We start from the raw sequence: 20504 nt of genomic DNA, 5'->3' as shown, positions 1-20504 counted from the left end.
TGAAATCTTAATAGATCCCAAATGGATACTTCTCAATATCGCTGCCAGTTCCTAGGGTTGAATCCATGAACGCCCCCACAGATGTCGTGATCTGCTCCCCGCTGCGCACCCCGGTCGGACGCATGGGAGGTGTCTTCGCGCCGCTGTCGGTCGCCGACCTCGCGACAGAGCTACTGCGCGAACTCACGACGCGGACCGGTCTGGGCGAGGGCGACATCGACGATGTGATCCTCGGGCAGGGCTACTCCAACGGCGAGGCCCCGGCACTGGGCAGGATCGCCGCACTCGACGCAGGGTTGGGAGTCGGGGTGCCGGGCATGCAGGTCGACCGACGCTGCGGCTCGGGATTGCAGGCGATACTCAACGGTGCGGCGCAGGTCGCGACCGGAGGGGCGAACCTGGTGATCGCCGGTGGTGCGGAATCGATGTCGAACGTCGAGCACTACGCGCTCGGACTACGCACCGGCGTCCGCGCAGGCGGCGTCGAACTGATGGACCGGCTCGAACGCGGGCGTCTGACGGCTGGGGGCGAGTCGCATCCGGTACCTGGCGGAATGATCGAGACCGCGGAGAACCTGCGTCGTGAGTACCGGATCGGACGCGACGAGCAGGATGAGTTGGCCGTCCGATCGCATCATCGGGCCGTCGCCGCCCAACGGGAGGGACGATTCGACGACGAACTCGTCGCCGTCACCGTGCCAGGTCGACGCGGCAAACCGGATACGATCGTCGATCGCGATGAACATCCCCGCGCGGACGCAAGCGTGGAATCGCTTGCAGGACTTCGCCCGGTGCGCCAGCGCATCGACGCTGAGTCCACGGTCACCGCAGGAAACGCCTCGGGTCAGAACGACGGCGCAGCGATGTGCATTGTCACGACACGGTCAGAAGCGGAACGTCGAGGCCTCGATCCGATGCTCAGCCTGCGATCCTGGGCGGTCAGCGGATGTGCCCCGGAGACAATGGGTCTCGGACCCGTCGGCGCCACCGCAGCAGCGCTCGACCGCGCCGACCTCACCCTCGACGACATCGACCTCATCGAACTGAATGAGGCATTCGCCGCCCAGGTACTCGCGGTGCTCGCTGAGTGGAAGGTCGACGCCGAGGATGATCGCCTGAACCCCAACGGATCCGGCATCTCGCTCGGACATCCCATCGGTGCAACGGGAGGTCGAATCCTTGCGACCGCCGCGTACGAGGCGCGCCGTCGTGACGCTCGGTACGTTCTCGAGACCATGTGCATCGGTGGCGGACAGGGGATCGCTGCGATCTTCGAGGCAACCCGATGAGCGCGGTCGAGGTCAGTGCGCACGTCACAGGCCGCCCCGATGCGCCGTTCGTGGTGCTGTCGAATTCCCTTGGCTCCACTCATCGAATGTGGGACGCGCAACTCCCGGCGCTCGAGCAACGGTTCCGAGTGGTGCGCTATGACACTCGCGGACATGGTGATTCGCCGGTGCCCGTGGGTCCCTACACGATCGACGACCTCGCCGACGACCTCGTCGGTGTGCTCGATCGATTCGACATCGCATCGGCCCACGTCGTCGGACTCTCCCTCGGCGGACTGACCGCGATGCGGGTGGCGATTCGCAACCCCGAGCGGGTCGACGCTCTTGCGCTCCTGTGCACCGCAGCATGTTTCGCGCCTCCGCAGCCATGGCTCGATCGTGCGGCCACAGTGCGCGCCGACGGTACGAGGGCGATCGCCGATGCGATTCTCACACGTTGGTTCACCGCGGAATACCTTGCCGACGAACGTAATACGGACACGGTCGCGTGGTATCGCGCGATGATCGCCGGCACCCCGGCGGAGGGATACGCAGCCTGCTGCGAGGCGCTCGCCACCGCGGATGTGCGCGCCGAACTCGGGGCCATCAAGGCGTCGACGCTCGCGATCGCAGGCACCGATGATCCCGCGACGCCGCCCGATCGTCTCGTCGAGATCGTCGACGCGGTGCCCGACGGTCGGCTGGAAGTCGTCGGACACGCGGCCCACCTCGCCAATGCGCAACAGCCACAAGAGATCACACCTCTCCTCCTCGAGCATCTGGAGCACTCATGACCAACGTCAATTCGTCTGCACGGCACAGCAAAGTGGCCGAGTCGGCGGTCAGCGCCGTCGCCGACATCCCCGACGGCGCAAGCCTCGCAGTCGGAGGTTTCGGACTCTCCGGCATTCCCAAGTTCCTCATCGACGCCCTGCTGACGCAGGGAGCGAGTGGACTGACCATCGTGTCCAACAACTGCGGCGTCGACGGTGCGGGATTGGGCCTGCTGCTCGAGGCGCGGCGCATCGACAAGGTGATCGCGTCGTACATCGGCGAGAACAAGGAGTTCGGCCGCCAGTTCCTCGCGGGCGAGGTGACCGTCGAACTCACACCGCAGGGCACGCTCGCCGAGCGAATGCGGGCCGGCGGCAGCGGAATCGGCGCCTTCTACACGCCGACCGGGGTGGGCACTCCCGTCGAGGAGGGCGGTCTGCCGTGGCGATACAACTCCGACGGCTCGGTCGCACTCGCGTCGGCTCCGAAGGAGGTGCGGACATTCCACGGGCGGCAGATGGTGCTCGAGGAATCGATCGTCACCGACTACGCACTGATCCGCGCGGCCGTCGTCGACACTGCGGGCAACTGCTGTTTCCACGCTGCCGCACGGAATTTCAATCCACCTGCCGCGATGGCCGGACGCATCACGATCGTCGAGGCAGAGCGCGTCGTCGAAGTCGGTGAACTCGACCCCGACGAGGTACACCTGCCCGGAATCTTTGTGCAGCGGGTCGTCGAACTGACGCCGCAGCAGGCGGAGGACAAGGGAATCGAACATCGGACAACCCGGCCGCATCCCGTGGCAGTCGGCGCAGCAGAGGTGGCATCATGACCTGGACTCGTAACGAAATGGCCGCGCGCGCAGCACAAGAGCTGAGACCCGGCGACTACGTCAACCTCGGCATCGGACTTCCGACGCTGATTCCCGACCAGATGCCCGACGACTCGGGGATCACGCTGCACGCAGAGAACGGCATCCTCGGCGTCGGCCCGTTTCCCTACGACGAGGACGTCGATCCGGATCTCATCAACGCGGGCAAACAAACCGTATCGACGCTGCCGGGCGCGTCGTTCTTCGATTCGGCCACCAGCTTCGCAATGATCCGCGGCGGTCATGTCGATGTCGCAGTACTCGGCGGCATGCAGGTCGCGATGAACGGCGACCTGGCCAACTGGATGGTCCCCGGCGCGATGGTCAAGGGCATCGGCGGCGCGATGGACCTCGTCAACGGCGCCGGCCAGGTCATTGTGCTCATGGAACACGTCACCAAGAAGGGCGACCCGAAGCTCGTCGCCGCATGCTCACTTCCGCTGACCGGCCGCTCCGTGGTGAGCCGGGTCATCACCGATCTGGGCGTATTCGACGTTGCGGCAGAGGGATTCGACGTCGTCGAGCTCGCGCCCGGCGTCGAATTCTCCGACGTCGAAGCGAAGACCGGCGCGCCGCTGCGGGCGTCGACGTCGGCGTAGATTCTTCGGGAGGTCGAGGTCCGGGGTCTGGGGCTGCGTGCTCTTCCGCGGGTTTTGGGTGTTTCCGCGTGTTGTTTCGCGGGGAAGGCTATGGAGCTAGGGGAAAGTTTCCTTCCCCTACTTTCTGCGCGCGGGGTGCGGGCGCGACCCCAAACTCTTCCGCGGGTTTCGGGCGTTTCCGCGTGTTGTTTCGCGGGGAGGCGTCGGGATCTGGGGGAAGGGTTCTTTCCCCTACTTTCTGCACGCCGCGCCCGGCGCCGCGCCTACCGCCTCAGCGCGGCAAGCTCGGCGCGGGATCGGATGCCGAGCTTCGCGTAGGTGCGGGTGAGGTGATACTGCACGGTCTTCGGTGAGATGTAGAGCTCGGCAGCGACTTCCCGATTCGACAACCCGCGCGCGACCAGTGCAGCGACCGACTCCTCCTGCGGAGTGAGTACGACGTCGCTGTTGTCGGTGCGGGAGGTGTGGAGCCCGCCGGCCTTCAACTCGCGGTCGCACCGCTCGACGTATGTGACGGCACCGAGCGACGCGAAGATCTCGCGAGCGGTCCCCATCACGGTGTCGGCCTCCCGTCGTTTGCCGGAGCGGCGCAGGGTCTGGCCGTATGCGAAGTTGATTCGCGCGGAGTCGTAACGCAGGGGGAGACCTTCGACGAGCCGAAGTGCCTCCTCGAAAGCGGCTCGCGCGCCATGGATGTCGCCGATGGCGCCGAGGTAGCGGCCCCGTGCGTAGCCCAAGCGGGCTTGTGCCGGATGGTGACCGCGTTGGGCCGCGAGTGTTTCGTGTGGAGTGAGCAGATCGTCTGCGGCGTCGTGACGACCGCTGAGCACCAACGCATTTGCGAGCACATCGACCCAGGGCCACCAGCCGGGTTCGACGAGTGCGGGCGTGTGAGCTGCCAACTGTCGCAACGGCTCGAGTGCGCGGATCACGCCGGCGTAGTCGGCCTTGGCCTCGGCGAGATGCGCCCTGGTCAGCATCTGAGGCACGCGGATGATCTCGTAGTCGCCCGCGAGCGCAGTCGCCTCGTTGAGGTCGGCGTCCGCTGACTGCCAGTCCCCGCGAAGCGAATGAATCTGTGCGGCAGTCCACGTGAGCAATCCGGTGACCAGATGTATGCCGCTCGTCCTGGAAAGACGCCTACCTTCCTCGACGACGCGCAGCGCGGAATCCCAATCCCCGGTGGAAAAGTGCACGCGCGCAAGCCAACCGAGAGACCACAGCGAGATCCGGGTGGATCCGCCGAGCGCTGCCATCGACACTGCGCTTTCCAGGAGGCTCCGTGCGGTGACGACGTCGCCGAGCCCCAACCTGAGCCAACCATGGCCCATCGTGACCCGCTGTGCCTGCGCTCCGAACCGCACATGCGCGGAGAGCGACTCGTAGGAGGCGAGCGCCAGGTCAGGTCGTCCCGACCAGGCAAGCCCCAGCCCGCGGATGCTCGCGGCCTCAATCCCCGCGGGTGATGTGTCGCCTGCCATCGAGATGGCTCTGTCCGACCATTCGACGAGTTCTGTTCCGCGGCAACGTACCAGGTCGTGGAGGACCCACCGTTGTGCTATCACCGCCGCGACCTCTGGCTCGCGCTCGAGGTTGACGATGCTCCATGCACGCTCGAGCCGGACCTGTGCTTCGGTGGAGCGGCCACGCAGGATGGCCAGATACGCGAGAGTGGCGTCACGAAGCGGCGTCTCGCGAAGAATCTCCACCGACGGGACGAGGGAACCCGCTGCGATGCAGTCGCCTGCGGCGAGCAGTGCGTCGACCGACAGCGTGATCCGTTCGTCACGCAGGATCGGGTCGGAAGTCAATCGTCCTGCGTGGCGGAAGAGTTCGGCCGCCTGCGCCCATGCGCCGTCGGTACCGAGGGATTCGGCCATCGAGGCGACGTCATCTGCCAGTGCAGGGTCTGCGGCGGGCGTCGCGGCGATTCGATGACCAAGCTGCTGTGCGGGATCGGACGTCAATTCCGCAGCGCGACGGTGCATGTCGGCGACGCCGCGCAGCCCCATCAGCTCGACCACCGCGGCACGGGTCATGGGATCTGCGGGTCGAGGGCGTGTGGTGGAGGGCGTGAGTGCGAACGGTGCGACGAGGAGTCCACTGTTGAGTGCGTTGTCGATCGCCGAGAGCGGATCGGCGCAGTCGGCCAACTCCAATGCGGTACCCATCGGTTCCGAATCGTCGAGGATGCAGACGGCCTCGACGAGACGCCTTGTGTCGTCGTGCTGTTCTGCGAGAACCCGCGCGACATCGTCTCGGACTTTCCGAGGTGCGGGGAGGGCGACATCGGCCTGAGTCCATGCGGCACTGGGTAACTCGTCGAACAGTGCAAGCATCGCTCGTGGATTTCCCGCTGTATGTGCGAGGAGACTGTCGACCACGCTCGGATGGATGGCAAGCCCACGCGCCGACGCGAGAATGTCGACAGCTGCACGATCGATTCCGTTGAGCTGCAACGTATCGGCGAGGAGCGCGTCGATTGCGGGTGTGCGGGTGGTCGCAGCGAGCGCGACAAACCCGTCGGTGTCGCCGCTCATCGCAGTCGCCAACTCGTCGCCGCTGAGCAGGTCAGCGTCGTCGACGATCCGTAGAGACAGCCCTTGCTCCGCAGCGCGCCTGAGCGTTTCGCGCAGGACCGTGCTGTTTCCCGTTCCCGCGGCACCGAGCACGACCACGCGGCGTCGACCGTCAACCGAGTCGGCCGACGCCGCGGCACGGTCGAGGATGGCGGCGATCTCCCGATCACGGCCGACACACCTGGCCTCGATGATCACCGGTTCATCCTATTCGCGACGCTGCGGCCGCCATGGCGGAACGTCGATGTCTACCCCTGGTCACCGCCCGCAACGGGGAGTACGGAACCGGTGATGTACGACGCCTCGTCGGACGCGAGGAAGCAGCTCGCGGCGACCTGTTCGTCGAGCGTGCCGTACCGCTTCATCAGCGACGACTCCTCGGTCTGTTCGATATGGGCGTCGAACCACCGCTGCTCGACGTCGTTGCGGGGTTGCGGTGTACCGCGCGATATCCGTCGTGGTGGCGCCTGTGTTCCGCCGGGAGCTGTTGCGGCGACACGGATTCCGTACTCGGCGTACTCCATCGCCAGTGATGCCGTGATCGCATTGACGCCGCCCTTGGCAGCGGAGTAGGGGATGCGGTGTATCCCTCGGGTGGCAGCGGACGACACGTTCACGATGACTCCCTGTCCGGCCTCGACCATCGGCGGCAGCGCGGCCCGGCAGGCGAACAGCGTCGTCATCAGTGAGCGGTCGATCTCGGCGCGGATTTCGGCGTCGTCGAACTCCGTGAACGGTTTGAAATTGATGGCACCGCCGACGTTGTTGATCAACACGTCGACGCGTCCGAAAGTGCCGATCGCGCAGCTGATCGCGGCACGTGCGCCGTCGTAGGTCTCCATGTCGGCGACGGCACCAACCGCGCGCACCCCGTCGTCTTCCAGGGACGACGCGACGTCGTGGACGACCTCGGCACGGTCGGCGCACACCAGCGCGCCTCCCTCGGCCCCGATGCGTCGTGCGGTGTGCTCGCCGATGCCCTGAGCGGCGCCGGTCACGACGACGACCTTGCCTGCGAATCGGCCGGGACTGACGAAACGGGGTCGACGGCGCGTCAGTTCGTCAGCCATGGCGCGACGCATCGTCTGCTTTGATCGATCGGCGTGCGCGGAGATCAGACTGCGTGCACGGTTGCGGTCACCGGAAGTGAACGCCTCGACGATGTCGAGATGGTCCTGTGCGCACAGCGGGTGGCACCACGTGGCGTTGCGTAAGACCTCACCCATTCGACCTTTCACACCGAGGGCCGAGTAGGCGGCGAGCAGGTGATCGTTTCCCGTGAGGCCGAACAGGTAGTCGTGGAACGCGGCGTTGGTCTCGGTGTATTCGGCTGCGTCGACGAACTTTTCGCCGTCGACGAAGGGCACTGTGGCTTCGGCAAGCAGTCGGTATCCGGCCAACTGTCCATTCGTCATGCGACCGAACGTGAGCTCGAGAGCTCCCAATTCCAGTGCGGCGCGGGCCTCGAACAGCGCGTCCGACTCGTGGATACCCGGATGTTCCTCCCCGATTTCGTAGCCCTGCTCGGTCACGGTCGGCGGTGTTGTCGGGATGTCGACGACGGGCATGGGCGACGGCGTCTCTTTCGCGTTCGCGTCAGCTTCGGACAGGCGTGCGAAGACGGATTGTCCTGCGATCGAACGGGTGTCGTCGCAGACGAGTAGCGTACCGGTGTCCGCGTCGAGGGCGCCGGGCGCAGCGGACGTCTGGGCATCGGACCACACCTGCTGTCCGGCGATGCGCCCGATCGCACCGGCGTCGTCGATCGCGGCCGGCCGCGTCGACAGTGCTCCCAGATCGCTGCGCGCGAGAACTTCCTGACTCGCGATGCTGCGAGCGTCTGCGGCCTCGAGCACCTCGTGCTCTCGGCTCGACGACTCGTCCGGCGTGGAAAGCTCTGCGCTGGAGGAAGAGTCCGGAGTGTCGGGGATGGTCTTGGCAGGCACGGCGAGCGCGAACTTCTCGTAGTAGAAGCCGACTGGCTCAATGCCGGCATCGGCGACGTGGCTGCGTACCGATTCGACCATCGGGGGCGGACCGCAGAGATAGATGGCCACGTCACCGTCGTACAGATGCTCCGGGCGAATGAGGCTCATCACGTAACCCTTGTGCGTCGCAGCAGTATTCGGGTCGGACACGCAGTGATCCCAGGTGAAGCCCGACAGCTCGTGCGCGAAGTACTCGATGTCGTCGAGCGCGACGAGGTCGGCGTCGGTCGACACACCATAGATGAGGTGCACCTTGCGGGGGCTGTTGTCGTCGAGCATCTTTCGAAGCATGGACAGAATCGGCGCCACACCTGTTCCGCCCGCGAGAAGCAACACGGGCCATGCCGACTCGCGCAAGAAGAACGACCCGTGCGGGCCGGTGAAGCTGATCTCGTCGCCGCGTGCGGCACGCTCGGTGAGGTAATCCGACATGGCTCCGCCGGGGGTGAGCTTGATCAGGAAGACCAGCCGTTCCTCGTGCGGGCCGTTGGCGAACGAATAGGAACGACGCACCACCGTGTCCGTGCCGTCCGGAGCCTGCTCTCCCGGTACCGCGATATTCACGTACTGGCCGGGGAGAAACACAAGATCCGCGCGGTTGGGGATCTCGACGGTCATACGCATCGTCGACGTCGAGAGGCGCTCGAGATCGACGATGCTCCCGGCGAATTCGCCCGCGGCGGTCTTGGCGATATCGGAGGTGGCGGCGATCTGGAGTACCAGGTCTGACTGCGGTTTCATGCAGCACGGCAATGCGAAACCGTCTGCGCACTCCGATTCCGACAGTGCGTCGTCGATGTAGGTGCCGCCGTCGTAGTCACCCGACTCGCAGAATGCCTTGCACGTTCCGCACGCGCCGTCTCGACAATCGAGCGGGATGTTGATGCGTTGTCGATACGACGCGTCGGCAACTGTCTGGTCTTCCCGGCAGGTGATGAACCGCGTGACCCCGTCCTCGAATGTCAACGCCACCTGGTGTGTTGGACCTGTCGCGGCTGATCCACTGGCTTGCATATCGGTAGTTCTTGCGGTTTCCGTATCGGTAGTGAGTGTCATGCGCGTCGCCTCAGAAGTGGTAGATGTCCACCACGTGGTGGATGTAGTCGTTCTTGAGCACAACCGTCTTTCGGCGGATGAGCGGCGACTCGGCGGAGAAGTCGATCGTGTAGAACGAGGTGCCGTAGTACGGGTCGACGGTGTTGTAACGGAAATACATTGTGTGCCAATTGAATCGGACATCGACCAGGTCGCCACGCCTCTCGATGACCTCGACGTTGCTGATGTTGTGCGACGTTCTGGGTTCGGGAATCGACGTGGCCGAGGATCGTTCGGTTCGAATACGGAACACCCGGTCTTCGAGTCCGCCCTTGTTGGGGTAGTAGATGAGTGAGATGTCGCGCTGCGGATTCTCGACGAGGTGGTCGTCGTCTGTCCAGGCGGGCATCCAGTACTCCACGTCGTCGGCATAACAGCCGAGCCACTTCTCGAACTCGCGATCGTCGAGGTAGCGTGCCTCGCGATAGAGGAACTGCTCGATCATGTTCTGCGTGATGAGGGTTTCGGTGGTCGTGACAGCTGGGTCGACGATCGGCGACTGCGAGGTGGTCATCTCACTTCCCTTCCGGGTTGATGGCGGCACGCATGGTGTCGAGCCAGTAGCCGTGCTGGACCGGGTAGAGGCCCTCGTCCTCGTTTTTCATTCCGGCAGAGACGATCTCGGTCATGCCGAGACTCTCGGCGACGGGGTCGGGTCCGGAGAGCCAGTGCTGCGCACCACGACTCATGTCATTCCACGGCGCGGCGGTGGCGCGGAAGGTCAACTGGCACGAGCGGAACTCTTCGAGGTCGTCGGGAGTGGCCATGCCCGATGCATTGAAGAAGTCTTCGTACTGCCGGATGCGATGCGCGCGTGCGGTGTCACTCTCACCCTTGGGTGCGATGCAGTAGATGGTGACTTCGGTCTTGTCCGGGGCGATAGGGCGGAAGTGTCGGATCTGGGTCGAGAACTGGTCCATGAGATAGACGTTCGGGTACAGGCACAGATTGCGCGATCCCTTGACCATGAATTCGCCCTTCGCGTCGCCGAATTCGCGCTTGAGTTCGTCCATCTTGTCCCACAGCGGACGGTCCTGCGGGTTGGCCGCCCAGGTCCACAGGCACAGGTGTCCGTGCGGGAATGACCAGTAGCCACCGCCCGACTTCCCCCAGCCGCCCGCGTCGAGCGCCTTGGTGTCGTTCGCCGATTCGCCGGTGTTGCGACGCGACGTCGTCGCTGCGTAGTTCCAGTGCGTCGCGGTCACGTGGTAACCGTCTGCGCCGTTCTCGGCCTGCACCTTCCAGTTTCCGTCGTAGGTGTAGGTCGACGATCCCCGCAGCACTTCGAGTCCCTGCGGCGACTGGTCGACGAGCATGTCGATGACCGTCCTCGTGTCGCCGAGATGTTCGGACAACGGGAGGACGTCATCATTGAGGCTCGCGAACAGGAATCCGCGGTAGCTCTCGAACCGGGCAACCTTCGTGAGATTGTGTGAGCCCTCGACGTCGAAGGTGTCCGGATAGCCTGCGCCGTCGGGATCCTTCACCTTGAGCAGTGTGCCGTCGTTGCGGAACGTCCAGCCGTGGAAGGGGCAGGTCAACGTCATTCGATTGTCGGTCTTACGGCGACAGATCATGGCACCGCGATGCGCGCATGCATTGATCAGGCAGGGGAGTTCGCTGTCTTTGCTGCGGGTGATGACGACGGGTTGCCTGCCGATGTAGGTCGTGAAGTAGTCGCCCGGATTCGCCACCTGACTCTCGTGGGCCAGATAGATCCAGTTGCCCTCGAAGATGTGGCGCATCTCCAGCTCGAAGATCTCCTCGTCGGTGAAGATCCTGCGGTTGGCCCGGTATACGCCGGCATCGCGGTCGTCGATGACGGCATCGGCGAGAATGCTTCGCACATGATCGGTCGTGGCTGTCGTCGCTGGTGCGGCGTTGCCGGCGAGTGTCATCTGGGTACCTCCTGGTGTGGGCTGTCTCCCGACTGTGGCATTACGTGTGGACAGTCACACTAGGGCTTTTGCCAGTCCTGACTCAGCGTCGAATTGATCAATGCCGTCGATCAATCACACGAATATGAGTCCTTGTCTTGTATGGATCGGGCTTCTACCGCGGAACTCGAAAGTGGCGGCAGTCACATGATGCTCAGGGAGTGACTCAGCTGTCGCTTCCTCCGAGTAGTCGGCACGAGAGGAGAGGCGACATGGAGCTGAGGCACCTGCGGTACTTCGTGGCCGTCGCCGACATGTGTCACTTCGGGCAGGCCGCCGCCACGTTGCACGTCGCGCAGCCGGCACTGTCGTACGCGATCAGGCAACTCGAAGCCGAACTCGACGTCACGTTGATGACCAGAACGACTCGCCAGGTCTCACTCACTCCGGCAGGGCTATACCTGCAGGCAGAGGCCAGGCGCATCCTCGGCGACGTCGACGGATGCGTCGACGAGGTGCGACGTATCGCCGCGGGGCGCAGCGGAGTGGTGCGACTCGGGCTGACCGGCATCGGGGCCTTCTCGCATCTGCCGAGGATCGCCCGCGCCGTCAAGCAACAGCTCCCCGACGTCGAGCTCGCGATCTCCGCTGACATGCTGACTCCGACACAACGCGACGCTCTCGTCGCGGGCGAGATAGACCTCGGACTGCTGCGTCCACCGGTGGCCGGTGACGGCATCGAGGTACGCACCATCGACGTCGAGCCGTTGGTCCTCGCCGTGTCCAGTGATCACCGGTTGGCATCCGAACCTGTTGTGGCGCTGCAGGATCTGCGCACCGAACCATTCGTGATGTACGGCAGTCGTGACTCCGCCGTCAACGACGCCGTGTTGCGGTCTTGCAGGAGTGCGGGTTGGCCTGCCGGAGTGGAATCTCCGCGGCACCTGGATCGCCGATGACGAGGGGCACTTCGAGATTCACAGCCTGCAGCCGGCGCCGTACCAGATCCCCACGGACGGTGCGTGCGGCCAACTCATCGAGGCCGCGGGATGGCATGCCTGGCGACCCGCGCACCTGCACTTCAAGGTGAGCGCGCCGGGCTACGAGTTGATCACCACGCAGCTCTACTTCCCGGGTGATCCGCACAACGACGACGACATCGCCTCGGCCGTCAAGCCTGAACTGATGCTCGACCCGCAGCCGGTCGAGGGAGGCGTCGCCGTGACGTACGACTTCGTCCTCGATCCCGAGGCCTGAGTTCAGCTTTCAGATCGGGCGTCCGCAGTGTCGGACGCCCGATCGACGACCAGGGAAGGTCGATCATGTTGGTAGCACCGACAACACTTGTCGCCGGCACAACGTCGGACGACCTGGCGCGGGTCCGCGGTCAGGCGTCGTCGTGGCGTTCTCCCGAGATCGCCATCGCCGACCGGGATCTCACCGACGCGGCGCTGAGCGACCTGATCACGACAGCGGATTCCCTTGGCGAGGAATCCTTCTCGCGTGCTGTCGGTGCGATCGTGTCATCGCGGGCAGGCCACTTCGCGCCGATCCCACACCTCGACGCCGCTGTCGAGATCTTCCGGACCTTCCTGCGGCACGAGATGATCGACGGCTGGCTCTACGTCCGCGAGTCCGACGGTTACCTCCATCCGTATCTCGTCATGGACATCACGCTCGAGCACGGTGACCGAACGCATGGTCCGCGAATCAAATTCACGATGGAAGCAGACAATGCCACCGTGAAGCGGCCCTCACGCAAGCCGCGGGTCCTGTACTTCGAAGACACCGATGTCGTCGGCAAGACACCCGCGGATGTGCTGTTGGCAGGCGGTGCCTACAAGGAGAGCGCCGACCTCACGGCCGAGTACCAGGCGCGTCGTGACCGCTACCAGCACATCATCGACACCGGTTTCGGACAGCAGTACACGTTCAGCGGCAAAGTGATCCGTACCGACGACTATCGCTCACCCAACTCGCGGAACAATCGCAAGGTGGTGCACGACGTCGCACCCGACGAGATCGCACCGCTACGGATGGTCGCCGCTTCGGTGCTCTACGACAACAACCGTTACGGCGGAGACGATTTCGGTCCCGTGCCGGTCACCACGGCCGTGCGAGTGTTCGATCTCGGCGCGCAGGACTTCCTCGACGTCAACACGGCCGACCTCGCCGAGTACGTCTACGAGACGCACCTGCAGGACAAACTCGTTCTGCCCGACGACCAACGCGAGCTGCTGAACATTCTCACAACAGATATTTCGGTGTTCACCGGCGACATCATCGGCGGGAAGTCGGCGGGTAACGTCATCCTCGCCAAAGGGCGGCCAGGCGTCGGCAAGACACTCACCGCCGAGGTCTATGCGGAGGTCACCGGACGTCCGCTGTACTCGATCCACTCCGGATCACTGGGCATCACAGCCGAATTGGTGCGCAAGAACCTCGAAGTGATCTTCGATCGAGCCAAGCGGTGGGACGCGGTTCTCCTGCTCGACGAGGCCGACGTGTTCGTCATGGAACGCGGACTCGACCTCGCGCAGAATGCCATCGTCGCCGAATTCCTGCGCACCCTGGAGTATTTCGACGGCTTGCTGTTCCTCACCACCAACCGCATCGACGGTGTCGACGAGGCGATCCTCGCCCGCTGTGCGGCGATCATCTCCTACGCGCCGCCCGGACCCAAGGACGCCCGACAGGTCTGGCAGATCCTGGCCGCGGGTAACGACGTCATCCTGGGAGAGGACCTTCTCGACGACCTCGTGGGCGGGTTCCCCGACATCACGCCGCGCGACATCAAGATGCTCCTGCGGCTCGCGCTGCGTATGGCGCGGCATCGTGACGTCGAACTCGACGCATCGGTGTTCGCGAGCAGCGCGGTGTTCCGAGGGCTGACATACGTGCCGCGTTCGCAGAGATGACCGGTCAGTGCCGGCTGCGTAGCCTGGGAGCATGGAGCTCAGGTACGACGTCGAGATCGTGACGTTCGTCGTCTCACCTGCGCACGCCTACTTCGGACGACCGAAGGACGGTCCGGCCGCAGACGTGCCGACCGAGACTCCGTCGAGCGTTGAGATCATCGCCGACAAGGGGATTCGTGGCGACAGGTTCTTCGGCGTGCGCGCTCACACCGAAGCTGCCGTGTCGTTCTTGGCGCTCGAGGCGTGGGAGGCGGCGGCTGGCGACGTCGACCCGGTTGTCGCGCGACGCAACGTGGTGGTGCGGGGCCTCGAACTCGACCCGCTGCGCGGGCGGGAGTTCAGCGTCGACACCGGCGACGGCCCCGTGCGATTTCGCGGCGGACGTCCGGCCCACCCGTGCGCGTGGATGGACACGATGGCCGGCGAGGGTGCCCGCAAGGCGCTGATCGGTCGCGGCGGCCTGCGGGCCCAGCCGCTGACCTCGGGGACGCTGCGCGTCGGCCGGGCCTCGATCGTCACCGACATCGAACTCGACGCCACCCGCGCCGCCGCGCAGGTCAAGCGCGCGCAGCCGCTGGGGTGAGCCCACCGCTGGTCGAGCGGCGAGCCTTCTGCTGGTCGAGCGGGCGCGAGCGCTGCGAGCACCCGAGTCGAGACCACTTTTGCCGGGCGGTGATCTCGACAGGCTCGATCAGCGTTGACGGCTCGCTCCGCGGTTGACGGCTCGGTCGGCGGGCGGCCCACCCGCTGGTCGAGCGGGCGCGAGCGTAGCGAGCACCCGAGTCGAGACCACTTTGGCCGGCGGGTGATCTCGACAAGCTCGATCAGCGGGTAGCAGCTCGATCAGCGGTAAACGGCTCGCTCCGCGGGTGGCCCCCCGCTGGTCGAGCGGGCGCGAGCGTAGCGAGCACCCGAGTCGAGACCACCCCGCTCAGCCCGACACCAGCGCGCGCAGGAAGAATCCCAGGTTCGCGGGCTTCTCGGCGAGGCGTCGGACGAAGTAGCCGTACCACTCCTGGCCGTAGGGGATGTAGACGCGGACGGCGTGGCCGGCGGCGGCCAGGCGCTGTTGCTCGTCGGCGCGGATGCCGTAGAGCATCTGGTGTTCCCAGCTGTGTGGCTCCCGGCCGAACTCGATCGCCATCAGCTCGGCCGCCTCGATCATCGTCGGGTCGTGGCTTGCGACCATCGGATATCCGTTGCCCTTCATCAGGATTCGTAGACATCTCAGATACGCCTCGTCGATCAGTGAGCGCTCGGGATAGGCGACCGACGCGGGCTCGGAGTAGGCGCCCTTGCACAGCCTGATTCGCGCACCCGATGCCGCGAACTCTCGACAGTCGTCCTCGGTGCGACGCAGGTATGCCTGCAAAACCGTTCCCAATTCGGGGTATTCGCCCCGCAGAGTCCTGACGATGTCGAGTCGTTCGTCGACGGTGCCGTGGTCCTCGGCGTCGACGGTGACCAGGACTCCGGCCGCGGCGGCGGCACCACAGATGGTGTGTGCGTTCTCCTCGGCAATCTTTCGACCGTGCCGCGGCAGACACTGGCCCAGAGCGGTGAGCTTCAACGAGACCTCCAGAGCCCCGGGCCGCACATCGAACCGCGACATCCCCTGCAGCAGGCTCAGATACGCCGCAACCGTGGCCGACGCTTGAGTCTCGTCGGTCGTGTCTTCGCCGAGGTGGTCGATGGTCACAGAGAGTCCGCTACCAAGTGCGTCGGCGATGGCCGCGAGTGCGTCGCCTTCTGACTCGCCCGCGACAAAGCGGTCGACGACGCGCTCGGTGACCGGAAGTCGTTGCGACGTCTGCTTGATGCGTTGGCTACCCGCCGCGCGCGTGATCACCGGGCGCAGGACGGAATCGAAGAGTGCGCTCATGTCATGTCACCTCAGTCCGTCTCGGTGGCGTCGGATGCCATGTGGGGATACGCGGAATCTGTCGGCGGCACAAAGGTTTCCTTGATCGTCCGGGTCGACGTCCAGCGCATGAGGTTCGCTTTCGAGCCGGCCTTGTCGTTGGTGCCCGACGCACGTGCCCCACCGAAGGGCTGCTGGCCGACGACGGCTCCGGTCGGCTTGTCGTTGATGTAGAAGTTGCCCGCCGCGTTGCGCAGCAGATTCGACGCCGTCGACACGGCGGCGAGGTCGGTGGCGATGATCGAGCCGGTCAGCGCGTACCGCGCAGTGGAATCGACCATGCGCAGCGTCGATTCGAAGTCGGCGTCGTCGTAGACGTGAAGCGACAGGATGGGTCCGAAATACTCGGTGGAGAAGGCTTCGTCGGTCGGGTCGTCGCCGAGCAGCACTGTCGGCCGGACGAAGTAGCCCTCGGAGTCGTCGCACTGCCCGCCGACCGCGACGGTCATCGACGCGACGGTCTTCGCGCGGTCGATCGCGGCGACCTGCTTGTCGAAGGCGCGTCGGTCGATCACGGCGCCGCCGAAGTTGGACAGGTCTCGCACATCGCCGTAGGTCAATTCGGCTGCCTCGCTGAGGAAGTCGTCGCCCATGCGATCCCACACCGACCGCGCAACATACGCGCGCGATGCGGCCGAGCACTTCTGCCCCTGATACTCGAAGGCGCCGCGAATGAGCGCGGTGCGCAACACATCCGGGTCCGCTGACGAATGTGCGACGATGAAATCCTTGCCGCCCGTCTCGCCGACGATGCGCGGATAGTTGCGATAGTGATCGATGCGGTTGCCGACTTCGCGCCACAGATGCTGGAAGGTCGCGGTCGAGCCGGTGAAGTGGATGCCCGCGAGATTCTCGTCGGCGAGCGTGACGTCGGACATCGCCCGTCCGTCGCCGTTCACCAGGTTGATGACGCCCGCGGGGAGTCCCGCCTCTTCGAGGAGCTTCATGGTGACGTGTGCGGCGTAAGCCTGTGTCGGAGAAGGCTTCCACACCACGGTGTTGCCCATCAGCATGGGTGCGGTCGGTAGGTTGCCTGCGATGGCGGTGAAGTTGAACGGTGTGATGGCGTATACGAATCCGTCGAGCGGACGATGATCGAGCCGATTCCACACCCCCGACGACGAGATCGGTTGCTCGGCGAGGATCTCCCGAGCGAACTCGACGTTGAACCGCCAGAAATCGACGAGCTCGCACGGTGCGTCGATCTCGGCCTGCTGCACAGTCTTCGACTGCCCGAGCATCGTTGCGGCAGCCAACTTCTCACGCCACGGTCCGCTGAGAAGGTCTGCCGCGCGCAGAAGGACGGCGGCGCGGTCGTCGAAAGTGGTGTGCGCCCACGACTCCTGCGCTGCCATCGCCGCGTCGACAGCGGCGCGGGCATCGTCGTGGGTGGCGTTGGTCATGGTGCCGAGCACCTCGTGATGAGAGTGTGGCTGCACGACGTCGAGTCGCTCACCGTCCCCGATGTGCGCCGCGCCACCGATGATGTGCGGCAGCTCGGCCGGTTCGGCCGACGACTGTCGCGAGAGCTCGTCGACGATCCGTCGACGTTCCGGGGTGCCGGGCGCGTAGGTGTGCACCGGCTCGTTGATCGGGCGTGGGGGAGTGGTGATCGCATCCATGGTCTCAGTTCACCGAGACGGAGTTGATTCAGCTATGTCCAATCGGCCAATGTCAATGCGAACTGTTCGGTGGATTGCACAACGGGAGCGCACAACAGCGTCCGATTGCACTGCAACCGGACGTCCGTCGTGCCAGCCGCCTAAACCGCTCGCGTGCGGATTCTCCCGAGAACCGTGAGCGCGACCAGCGTCGTCGCCAGCAGCACCGTCGTGCAGGCTGCGGCATCGAAGACCTGACCACGATCGGAGAGTCCGAAGATGGTCACCGGCAACGTCTTCCAGGTCGCTGAGTACACCATGACCGTCGCGCCGAGCTCGCCCATCGAGAGTGCCACTGCGAGACCTGCGGCGGCCCCGAGCGCGGGCGTCAACAGAGGTAGCGTGACGCGGGTCAGCACGCGGAACGGGCTGGCGCCCAACGATTCCGCCGCCTGCTTGTACGCGGGATCGAGTCGTTCCAACGCAGCGGTGACCGAACTGAACGCGAAGGCAAGGACGAGCACGGTGTGCGCGACGATCACGATCCAGCGCGTGCCGCCCAAGAGCAACGGCTTCGAATTGAAGCTGATCAGCAAACCCAACCCGATGGCGACGGAAGGCACCGCGATCGGCAGGTGGAAGACCGCGTCGGTGAAGCGTCGAATCGGCGCTGGTGCCTCCCGGGACGAGAGTGCCGCCCAGGTACCGAGGACCAGCGCGATAGCGCCTGCGATGAACGCGGTCTGGATGCTGACCGACAGCGAAGCGAGGTTCTCACCCGAGAGCGCGTCTCCGAAATGGTTGAGACCCAGGTTCGACGGCAGTGGGCCCGTCCACGAGCCTGCGAATCCGGCGATGACGACGGTGGCAATCGGTGCGACGAAGACCACGAGTACGACGATCGCGAAGATCGTCCAGGTGATCACCCGGCTGGTGCGAGTCCAGAGCAACATCAGATCTTCTCTCGACGGGTCGTGATACGTGCGAACAGCAATCGGTATGCGCCGTACAGGGCAAGTGACAGTGCGACCTGAACGGTCGCGATCACCGCCGCCCCCGGCAGGTCGAACGTGACGATGCCACGGGTGTAGATCAGGACGGGCAGCGTCGTCACGTCTTTGGCGCCCGTGAAGGCGACGATGCCGAACTCGTTGAGTGTCAACAGCAGAACCAGGCTTCCGCCCGCGGCCAACGCCGGCCATGCTTCGGGAAGGATCACCGAGCGGAGCACCCGTAACGGTGAAGCACCCAGCGACGCAGCCACATTGAGCTGATCGGTCGACATCATCGCGAACCCGGCCAACAGCGGACGTACGACGAACGGTGTGAAGAAGGTGATCTCGGCGAGGATCACACCCCACGGCGTCGTGAGAAAGTGCAGTGGACGTTCTCCGGTTACCGCAGCGATCGCCGAGTTCACCGCTCCCGCAGAGCCATAGAGAAATGTGAACGCCAGGGTGATGAGAAACGACGGCAGTGCGAGCACCGTATCGATCATGCGTGCCACCAGGCGCGAACCGGGGAAGGGCACGAACGCCAGGACCACGGACAAGAACGTGCCGAGCACAACGCATCCGACCGTCGACGCGATCGCGATCCACGCGGTCGTGGTCAACGCTCGCACGAACGCCTCGCTGCTCAACACTGCGCCCCAGGTGCTTTGACCTTGACCGTCAGCGGATTCGGCCAGCATTCGTATCAGCGGATACACCGCGATGACGGCGATCACCACGAGAGGCGGCAACGCCCAGACGAGTGCTCCGAGACGACGCGGCGCCTGATTCGACGGCGGCGGTGCGGATGTCGTCGGTTCCGCGAGCGTCGCCGATGTCATCGCGGACCTCCGGCGGTATCGACCAATGTGCCTGCAGGGTCGGGCAATCGCACACCGACGACCTCGTCGACTGGGTGGTCGGCGCGGCCTGCGACGTCGGCGTCGATCAGTTGATCGGGCAGACCGTCGACGGCGAGCGTCAACCGTGTCGACGCCCCACGCCAGACCGACGTCGTGACGCGGGCACGCAGCGATCGGTGTGCGCCGACCGCGGTCACCTCGATTTCGTGTGGCCGGATGCACAGGTGCGCAGGCAACCCGGGCGTCCACCGAGACAGCGGTTCAGGGGCGGTCGCCGACAGCATCTTCTCGCCCACCTCGACCAAAGCCGTTGCGCCGGAAACACGTCCGACCTTGCAGGGAAGAAGATTGGCGCCACCGAGGAACGACGCCGTGAAGCCCGACGGGGGTCGAGACCACAGTTCTTCGGTGGTGCCGATGTCGACAAGGCGAGCATCGCGCATGACACCGATCCGATCTGCGAGTGCGAGAGCTTCGGTCTGATCGTGCGTCACATACAGCATCGTGGTGTCGGGCAGAGCATCTCGCAGCCGTTGCAACTCCCCGACCATCGTCTGGCGTAGGGCGGCGTCGAGCGCTGCGAGCGGCTCGTCGAGTAGTAGGACGTCGGGCTTGATGGCCAGTGCTCGTGCGATGGCCACACGCTGCTGCTGTCCGCCGGAGAGTTCGCGGGGCAGGCGTGAACCGTACTCGGACATGCTGACCATGCCGATTGCCTCCTCGACCCGCTCGCCGACCTCGCGCTTGGAGAGGCGCCGCGCTCGCAACCCGAAGGCGACGTTGTCACGCACCCGCATGTGCGGGAAGAGCGCGTACGACTGCACGACGACGCCGATGCCGCGACGTGCGGGCGGAAGGTCGGTGATGTCGTTGCCGGACAGTCGAACCCGACCGGCTGTCGGTCGCACGAAGCCTGCGAGCGACTTGAGTGCCGTCGACTTTCCGGAACCACTCGGACCAAGCAGCGCGACGGTCTCACCACGGCTGACGCGCAAGGTGAAGTCGCGCAACGCATCTGTGGAGTTCTTACCGCGTCCGTAGGAGACGGTCACGCGATCGAAGGCGATCGCCGGTTGCTGTGGGGAGGCCCCGGAGGGGGTCGACGCCGAGAGCTCGGCGTCGACCTTCCTGAGAGTCAACGGATTCTGTGCCATG

At 65.1% G+C, this 20504-nt stretch carries 15 protein-coding genes and 2 pseudogenes; 8 read left to right on the top strand and 9 right to left on the bottom strand.

Translation table 11 applies throughout. The features are described from left to right. Nucleotides 1-65 precede the first annotated feature (65 nt). From A5766_RS14675 to A5766_RS14660, 4 genes are read left to right on the top strand one after another with little or no spacing between them, the layout of a single operon-like run. The gene (locus tag A5766_RS14675; protein ID WP_064905167.1) at nucleotides 66-1289 is read left to right on the top strand and encodes an acetyl-CoA C-acetyltransferase; all 1224 of its coding nucleotides are present in this window, start codon (nucleotides 66-68) and stop codon (nucleotides 1287-1289) included. Beyond that, nucleotides 1286-2062 carry a 3-oxoadipate enol-lactonase gene (gene pcaD, locus A5766_RS14670; protein WP_064905165.1) on the top strand — a complete coding sequence of 259 codons (777 nt, stop codon included), beginning with the start codon at nucleotides 1286-1288 and terminating at the stop codon, nucleotides 2060-2062. Before A5766_RS14675 ends, pcaD begins: the two co-directional genes overlap by 4 nt. Next, nucleotides 2059-2877 (top strand): CoA transferase subunit A, encoded by an 819-nt coding sequence (locus A5766_RS14665; protein ID WP_064862751.1) that lies wholly within the window; start codon nucleotides 2059-2061, stop codon nucleotides 2875-2877. Before pcaD ends, A5766_RS14665 begins: the two co-directional genes overlap by 4 nt. After that, nucleotides 2874-3515, top strand: coding sequence for a 3-oxoacid CoA-transferase subunit B (locus A5766_RS14660; RefSeq protein ID WP_005209332.1), 642 nt, complete (start codon nucleotides 2874-2876; stop codon nucleotides 3513-3515). Before A5766_RS14665 ends, A5766_RS14660 begins: the two co-directional genes overlap by 4 nt. A gap of 263 nt (nucleotides 3516-3778) precedes the next feature. On the opposite strand, the gene A5766_RS14655 is transcribed toward A5766_RS14660, so the two are convergent. Genes A5766_RS14655 through benA form a run of 4 tightly spaced genes read right to left on the bottom strand, consistent with a single transcriptional unit; the run spans nucleotide 3779 to nucleotide 11075 of the window. Beyond that, nucleotides 3779-6292: a LuxR C-terminal-related transcriptional regulator gene (locus A5766_RS14655; protein WP_064905164.1), complete on the bottom strand. Its 2514-nt coding sequence runs from the start codon at nucleotides 6290-6292 to the stop codon at nucleotides 3779-3781. A gap of 50 nt (nucleotides 6293-6342) precedes the next feature. Next, entirely contained in the window at nucleotides 6343-9138 is a 2796-nt protein-coding gene (gene benC, locus A5766_RS14650; protein WP_064905162.1) for a benzoate 1,2-dioxygenase electron transfer component BenC, read from the bottom strand. A gap of 10 nt (nucleotides 9139-9148) precedes the next feature. After that, nucleotides 9149-9691 carry a benzoate 1,2-dioxygenase small subunit gene (gene benB, locus A5766_RS14645; RefSeq protein ID WP_005209338.1) on the bottom strand — a complete coding sequence of 181 codons (543 nt, stop codon included), beginning with the start codon at nucleotides 9689-9691 and terminating at the stop codon, nucleotides 9149-9151. Between the two features lies 1 nt (nucleotide 9692). Next, nucleotides 9693-11075 carry a benzoate 1,2-dioxygenase large subunit gene (gene benA, locus A5766_RS14640; protein WP_005209340.1) on the bottom strand — a complete coding sequence of 461 codons (1383 nt, stop codon included), beginning with the start codon at nucleotides 11073-11075 and terminating at the stop codon, nucleotides 9693-9695. Nucleotides 11076-11326: 251 nt separating this feature from the next. Here benA and A5766_RS14635 point away from each other — a divergent pair. The 4 genes and pseudogenes from A5766_RS14635 to A5766_RS14620 all read left to right on the top strand — a co-directional run. Further along, nucleotides 11327-11971, top strand: a pseudogene (locus tag A5766_RS14635) (LysR family transcriptional regulator); the annotation flags it as partial. Beyond that, nucleotides 11970-12311 (top strand): annotated as a pseudogene (locus A5766_RS14630) (dioxygenase family protein); the annotation flags it as partial. The pseudogenes A5766_RS14635 and A5766_RS14630, both read left to right, overlap by 2 nt. A gap of 65 nt (nucleotides 12312-12376) precedes the next feature. Further along, nucleotides 12377-13972 carry an AAA family ATPase gene (locus tag A5766_RS14625; RefSeq protein WP_064905160.1) on the top strand — a complete coding sequence of 532 codons (1596 nt, stop codon included), beginning with the start codon at nucleotides 12377-12379 and terminating at the stop codon, nucleotides 13970-13972. Between the two features lie 31 nt (nucleotides 13973-14003). After that, entirely contained in the window at nucleotides 14004-14555 is a 552-nt protein-coding gene (locus A5766_RS14620) for a hypothetical protein (protein WP_064905158.1), read from the top strand. 348 nt (nucleotides 14556-14903) lie between these two features. Here the strand turns inward: A5766_RS14620 and A5766_RS14615 are convergent, their stop codons facing one another. From A5766_RS14615 to A5766_RS14595, 5 genes are all read right to left on the bottom strand, one after another. Beyond that, complete coding sequence (locus A5766_RS14615; protein WP_005208963.1) at nucleotides 14904-15854, bottom strand: proline dehydrogenase family protein; 951 nt, start codon at nucleotides 15852-15854, stop codon at nucleotides 14904-14906. 11 nt (nucleotides 15855-15865) lie between these two features. Further along, a complete protein-coding gene (gene pruA, locus A5766_RS14610; protein ID WP_064905156.1) occupies nucleotides 15866-17515 on the bottom strand; it encodes an L-glutamate gamma-semialdehyde dehydrogenase in 1650 nt (549 codons plus the stop codon). A gap of 140 nt (nucleotides 17516-17655) precedes the next feature. Next, the gene (locus A5766_RS14605) at nucleotides 17656-18447 is read right to left on the bottom strand and encodes an ABC transporter permease (protein ID WP_005208966.1); all 792 of its coding nucleotides are present in this window, start codon (nucleotides 18445-18447) and stop codon (nucleotides 17656-17658) included. Continuing rightward, nucleotides 18447-19328, bottom strand: coding sequence for a 2-aminoethylphosphonate ABC transporter permease subunit (locus A5766_RS14600; RefSeq protein ID WP_005208968.1), 882 nt, complete (start codon nucleotides 19326-19328; stop codon nucleotides 18447-18449). Before A5766_RS14600 ends, A5766_RS14605 begins: the two co-directional genes overlap by 1 nt. Continuing rightward, nucleotides 19325-20503, bottom strand: coding sequence for an ABC transporter ATP-binding protein (locus A5766_RS14595; protein WP_005208969.1), 1179 nt, complete (start codon nucleotides 20501-20503; stop codon nucleotides 19325-19327). The genes A5766_RS14600 and A5766_RS14595 overlap by 4 nt, the downstream gene beginning before the upstream one ends. Nucleotide 20504: the final 1 nt, after the last annotated feature.

The organism is Gordonia sp. 852002-51296_SCH5728562-b (assembly GCF_001665475.1).
Lineage (GTDB): Bacteria > Actinomycetota > Actinomycetes > Mycobacteriales > Mycobacteriaceae > Gordonia > Gordonia sputi.
The sequence above is the reverse complement of the archived record's forward strand: the minus strand, read 5'-3'. Positions and strand labels throughout refer to the sequence as shown.

Coding starts and splice junctions, on each gene's coding strand:
- A5766_RS14675 (WP_064905167.1), top strand. CDS start 66: ATGAACGCCCCCACAGATGTCGTGATCTGCTCCCCGCTGCGCACCCCG.
- pcaD (WP_064905165.1), top strand. CDS start 1,286: ATGAGCGCGGTCGAGGTCAGTGCGCACGTCACAGGCCGCCCCGATGCG.
- A5766_RS14665 (WP_064862751.1), top strand. CDS start 2,059: ATGACCAACGTCAATTCGTCTGCACGGCACAGCAAAGTGGCCGAGTCG.
- A5766_RS14660 (WP_005209332.1), top strand. CDS start 2,874: ATGACCTGGACTCGTAACGAAATGGCCGCGCGCGCAGCACAAGAGCTG.
- benC (WP_064905162.1), bottom strand. CDS start 9,138: ATGACACTCACTACCGATACGGAAACCGCAAGAACTACCGATATGCAA.
- benB (WP_005209338.1), bottom strand. CDS start 9,691: ATGACCACCTCGCAGTCGCCGATCGTCGACCCAGCTGTCACGACCACC.
- benA (WP_005209340.1), bottom strand. CDS start 11,075: ATGACACTCGCCGGCAACGCCGCACCAGCGACGACAGCCACGACCGAT.
- A5766_RS14625 (WP_064905160.1), top strand. CDS start 12,377: ATGTTGGTAGCACCGACAACACTTGTCGCCGGCACAACGTCGGACGAC.
- A5766_RS14620 (WP_064905158.1), top strand. CDS start 14,004: ATGGAGCTCAGGTACGACGTCGAGATCGTGACGTTCGTCGTCTCACCT.
- A5766_RS14615 (WP_005208963.1), bottom strand. CDS start 15,854: ATGAGCGCACTCTTCGATTCCGTCCTGCGCCCGGTGATCACGCGCGCG.
- pruA (WP_064905156.1), bottom strand. CDS start 17,515: ATGGATGCGATCACCACTCCCCCACGCCCGATCAACGAGCCGGTGCAC.
- A5766_RS14605 (WP_005208966.1), bottom strand. CDS start 18,447: ATGTTGCTCTGGACTCGCACCAGCCGGGTGATCACCTGGACGATCTTC.
- A5766_RS14600 (WP_005208968.1), bottom strand. CDS start 19,328: ATGACATCGGCGACGCTCGCGGAACCGACGACATCCGCACCGCCGCCG.
- A5766_RS14595 (WP_005208969.1), bottom strand. CDS start 20,503: ATGGCACAGAATCCGTTGACTCTCAGGAAGGTCGACGCCGAGCTCTCG.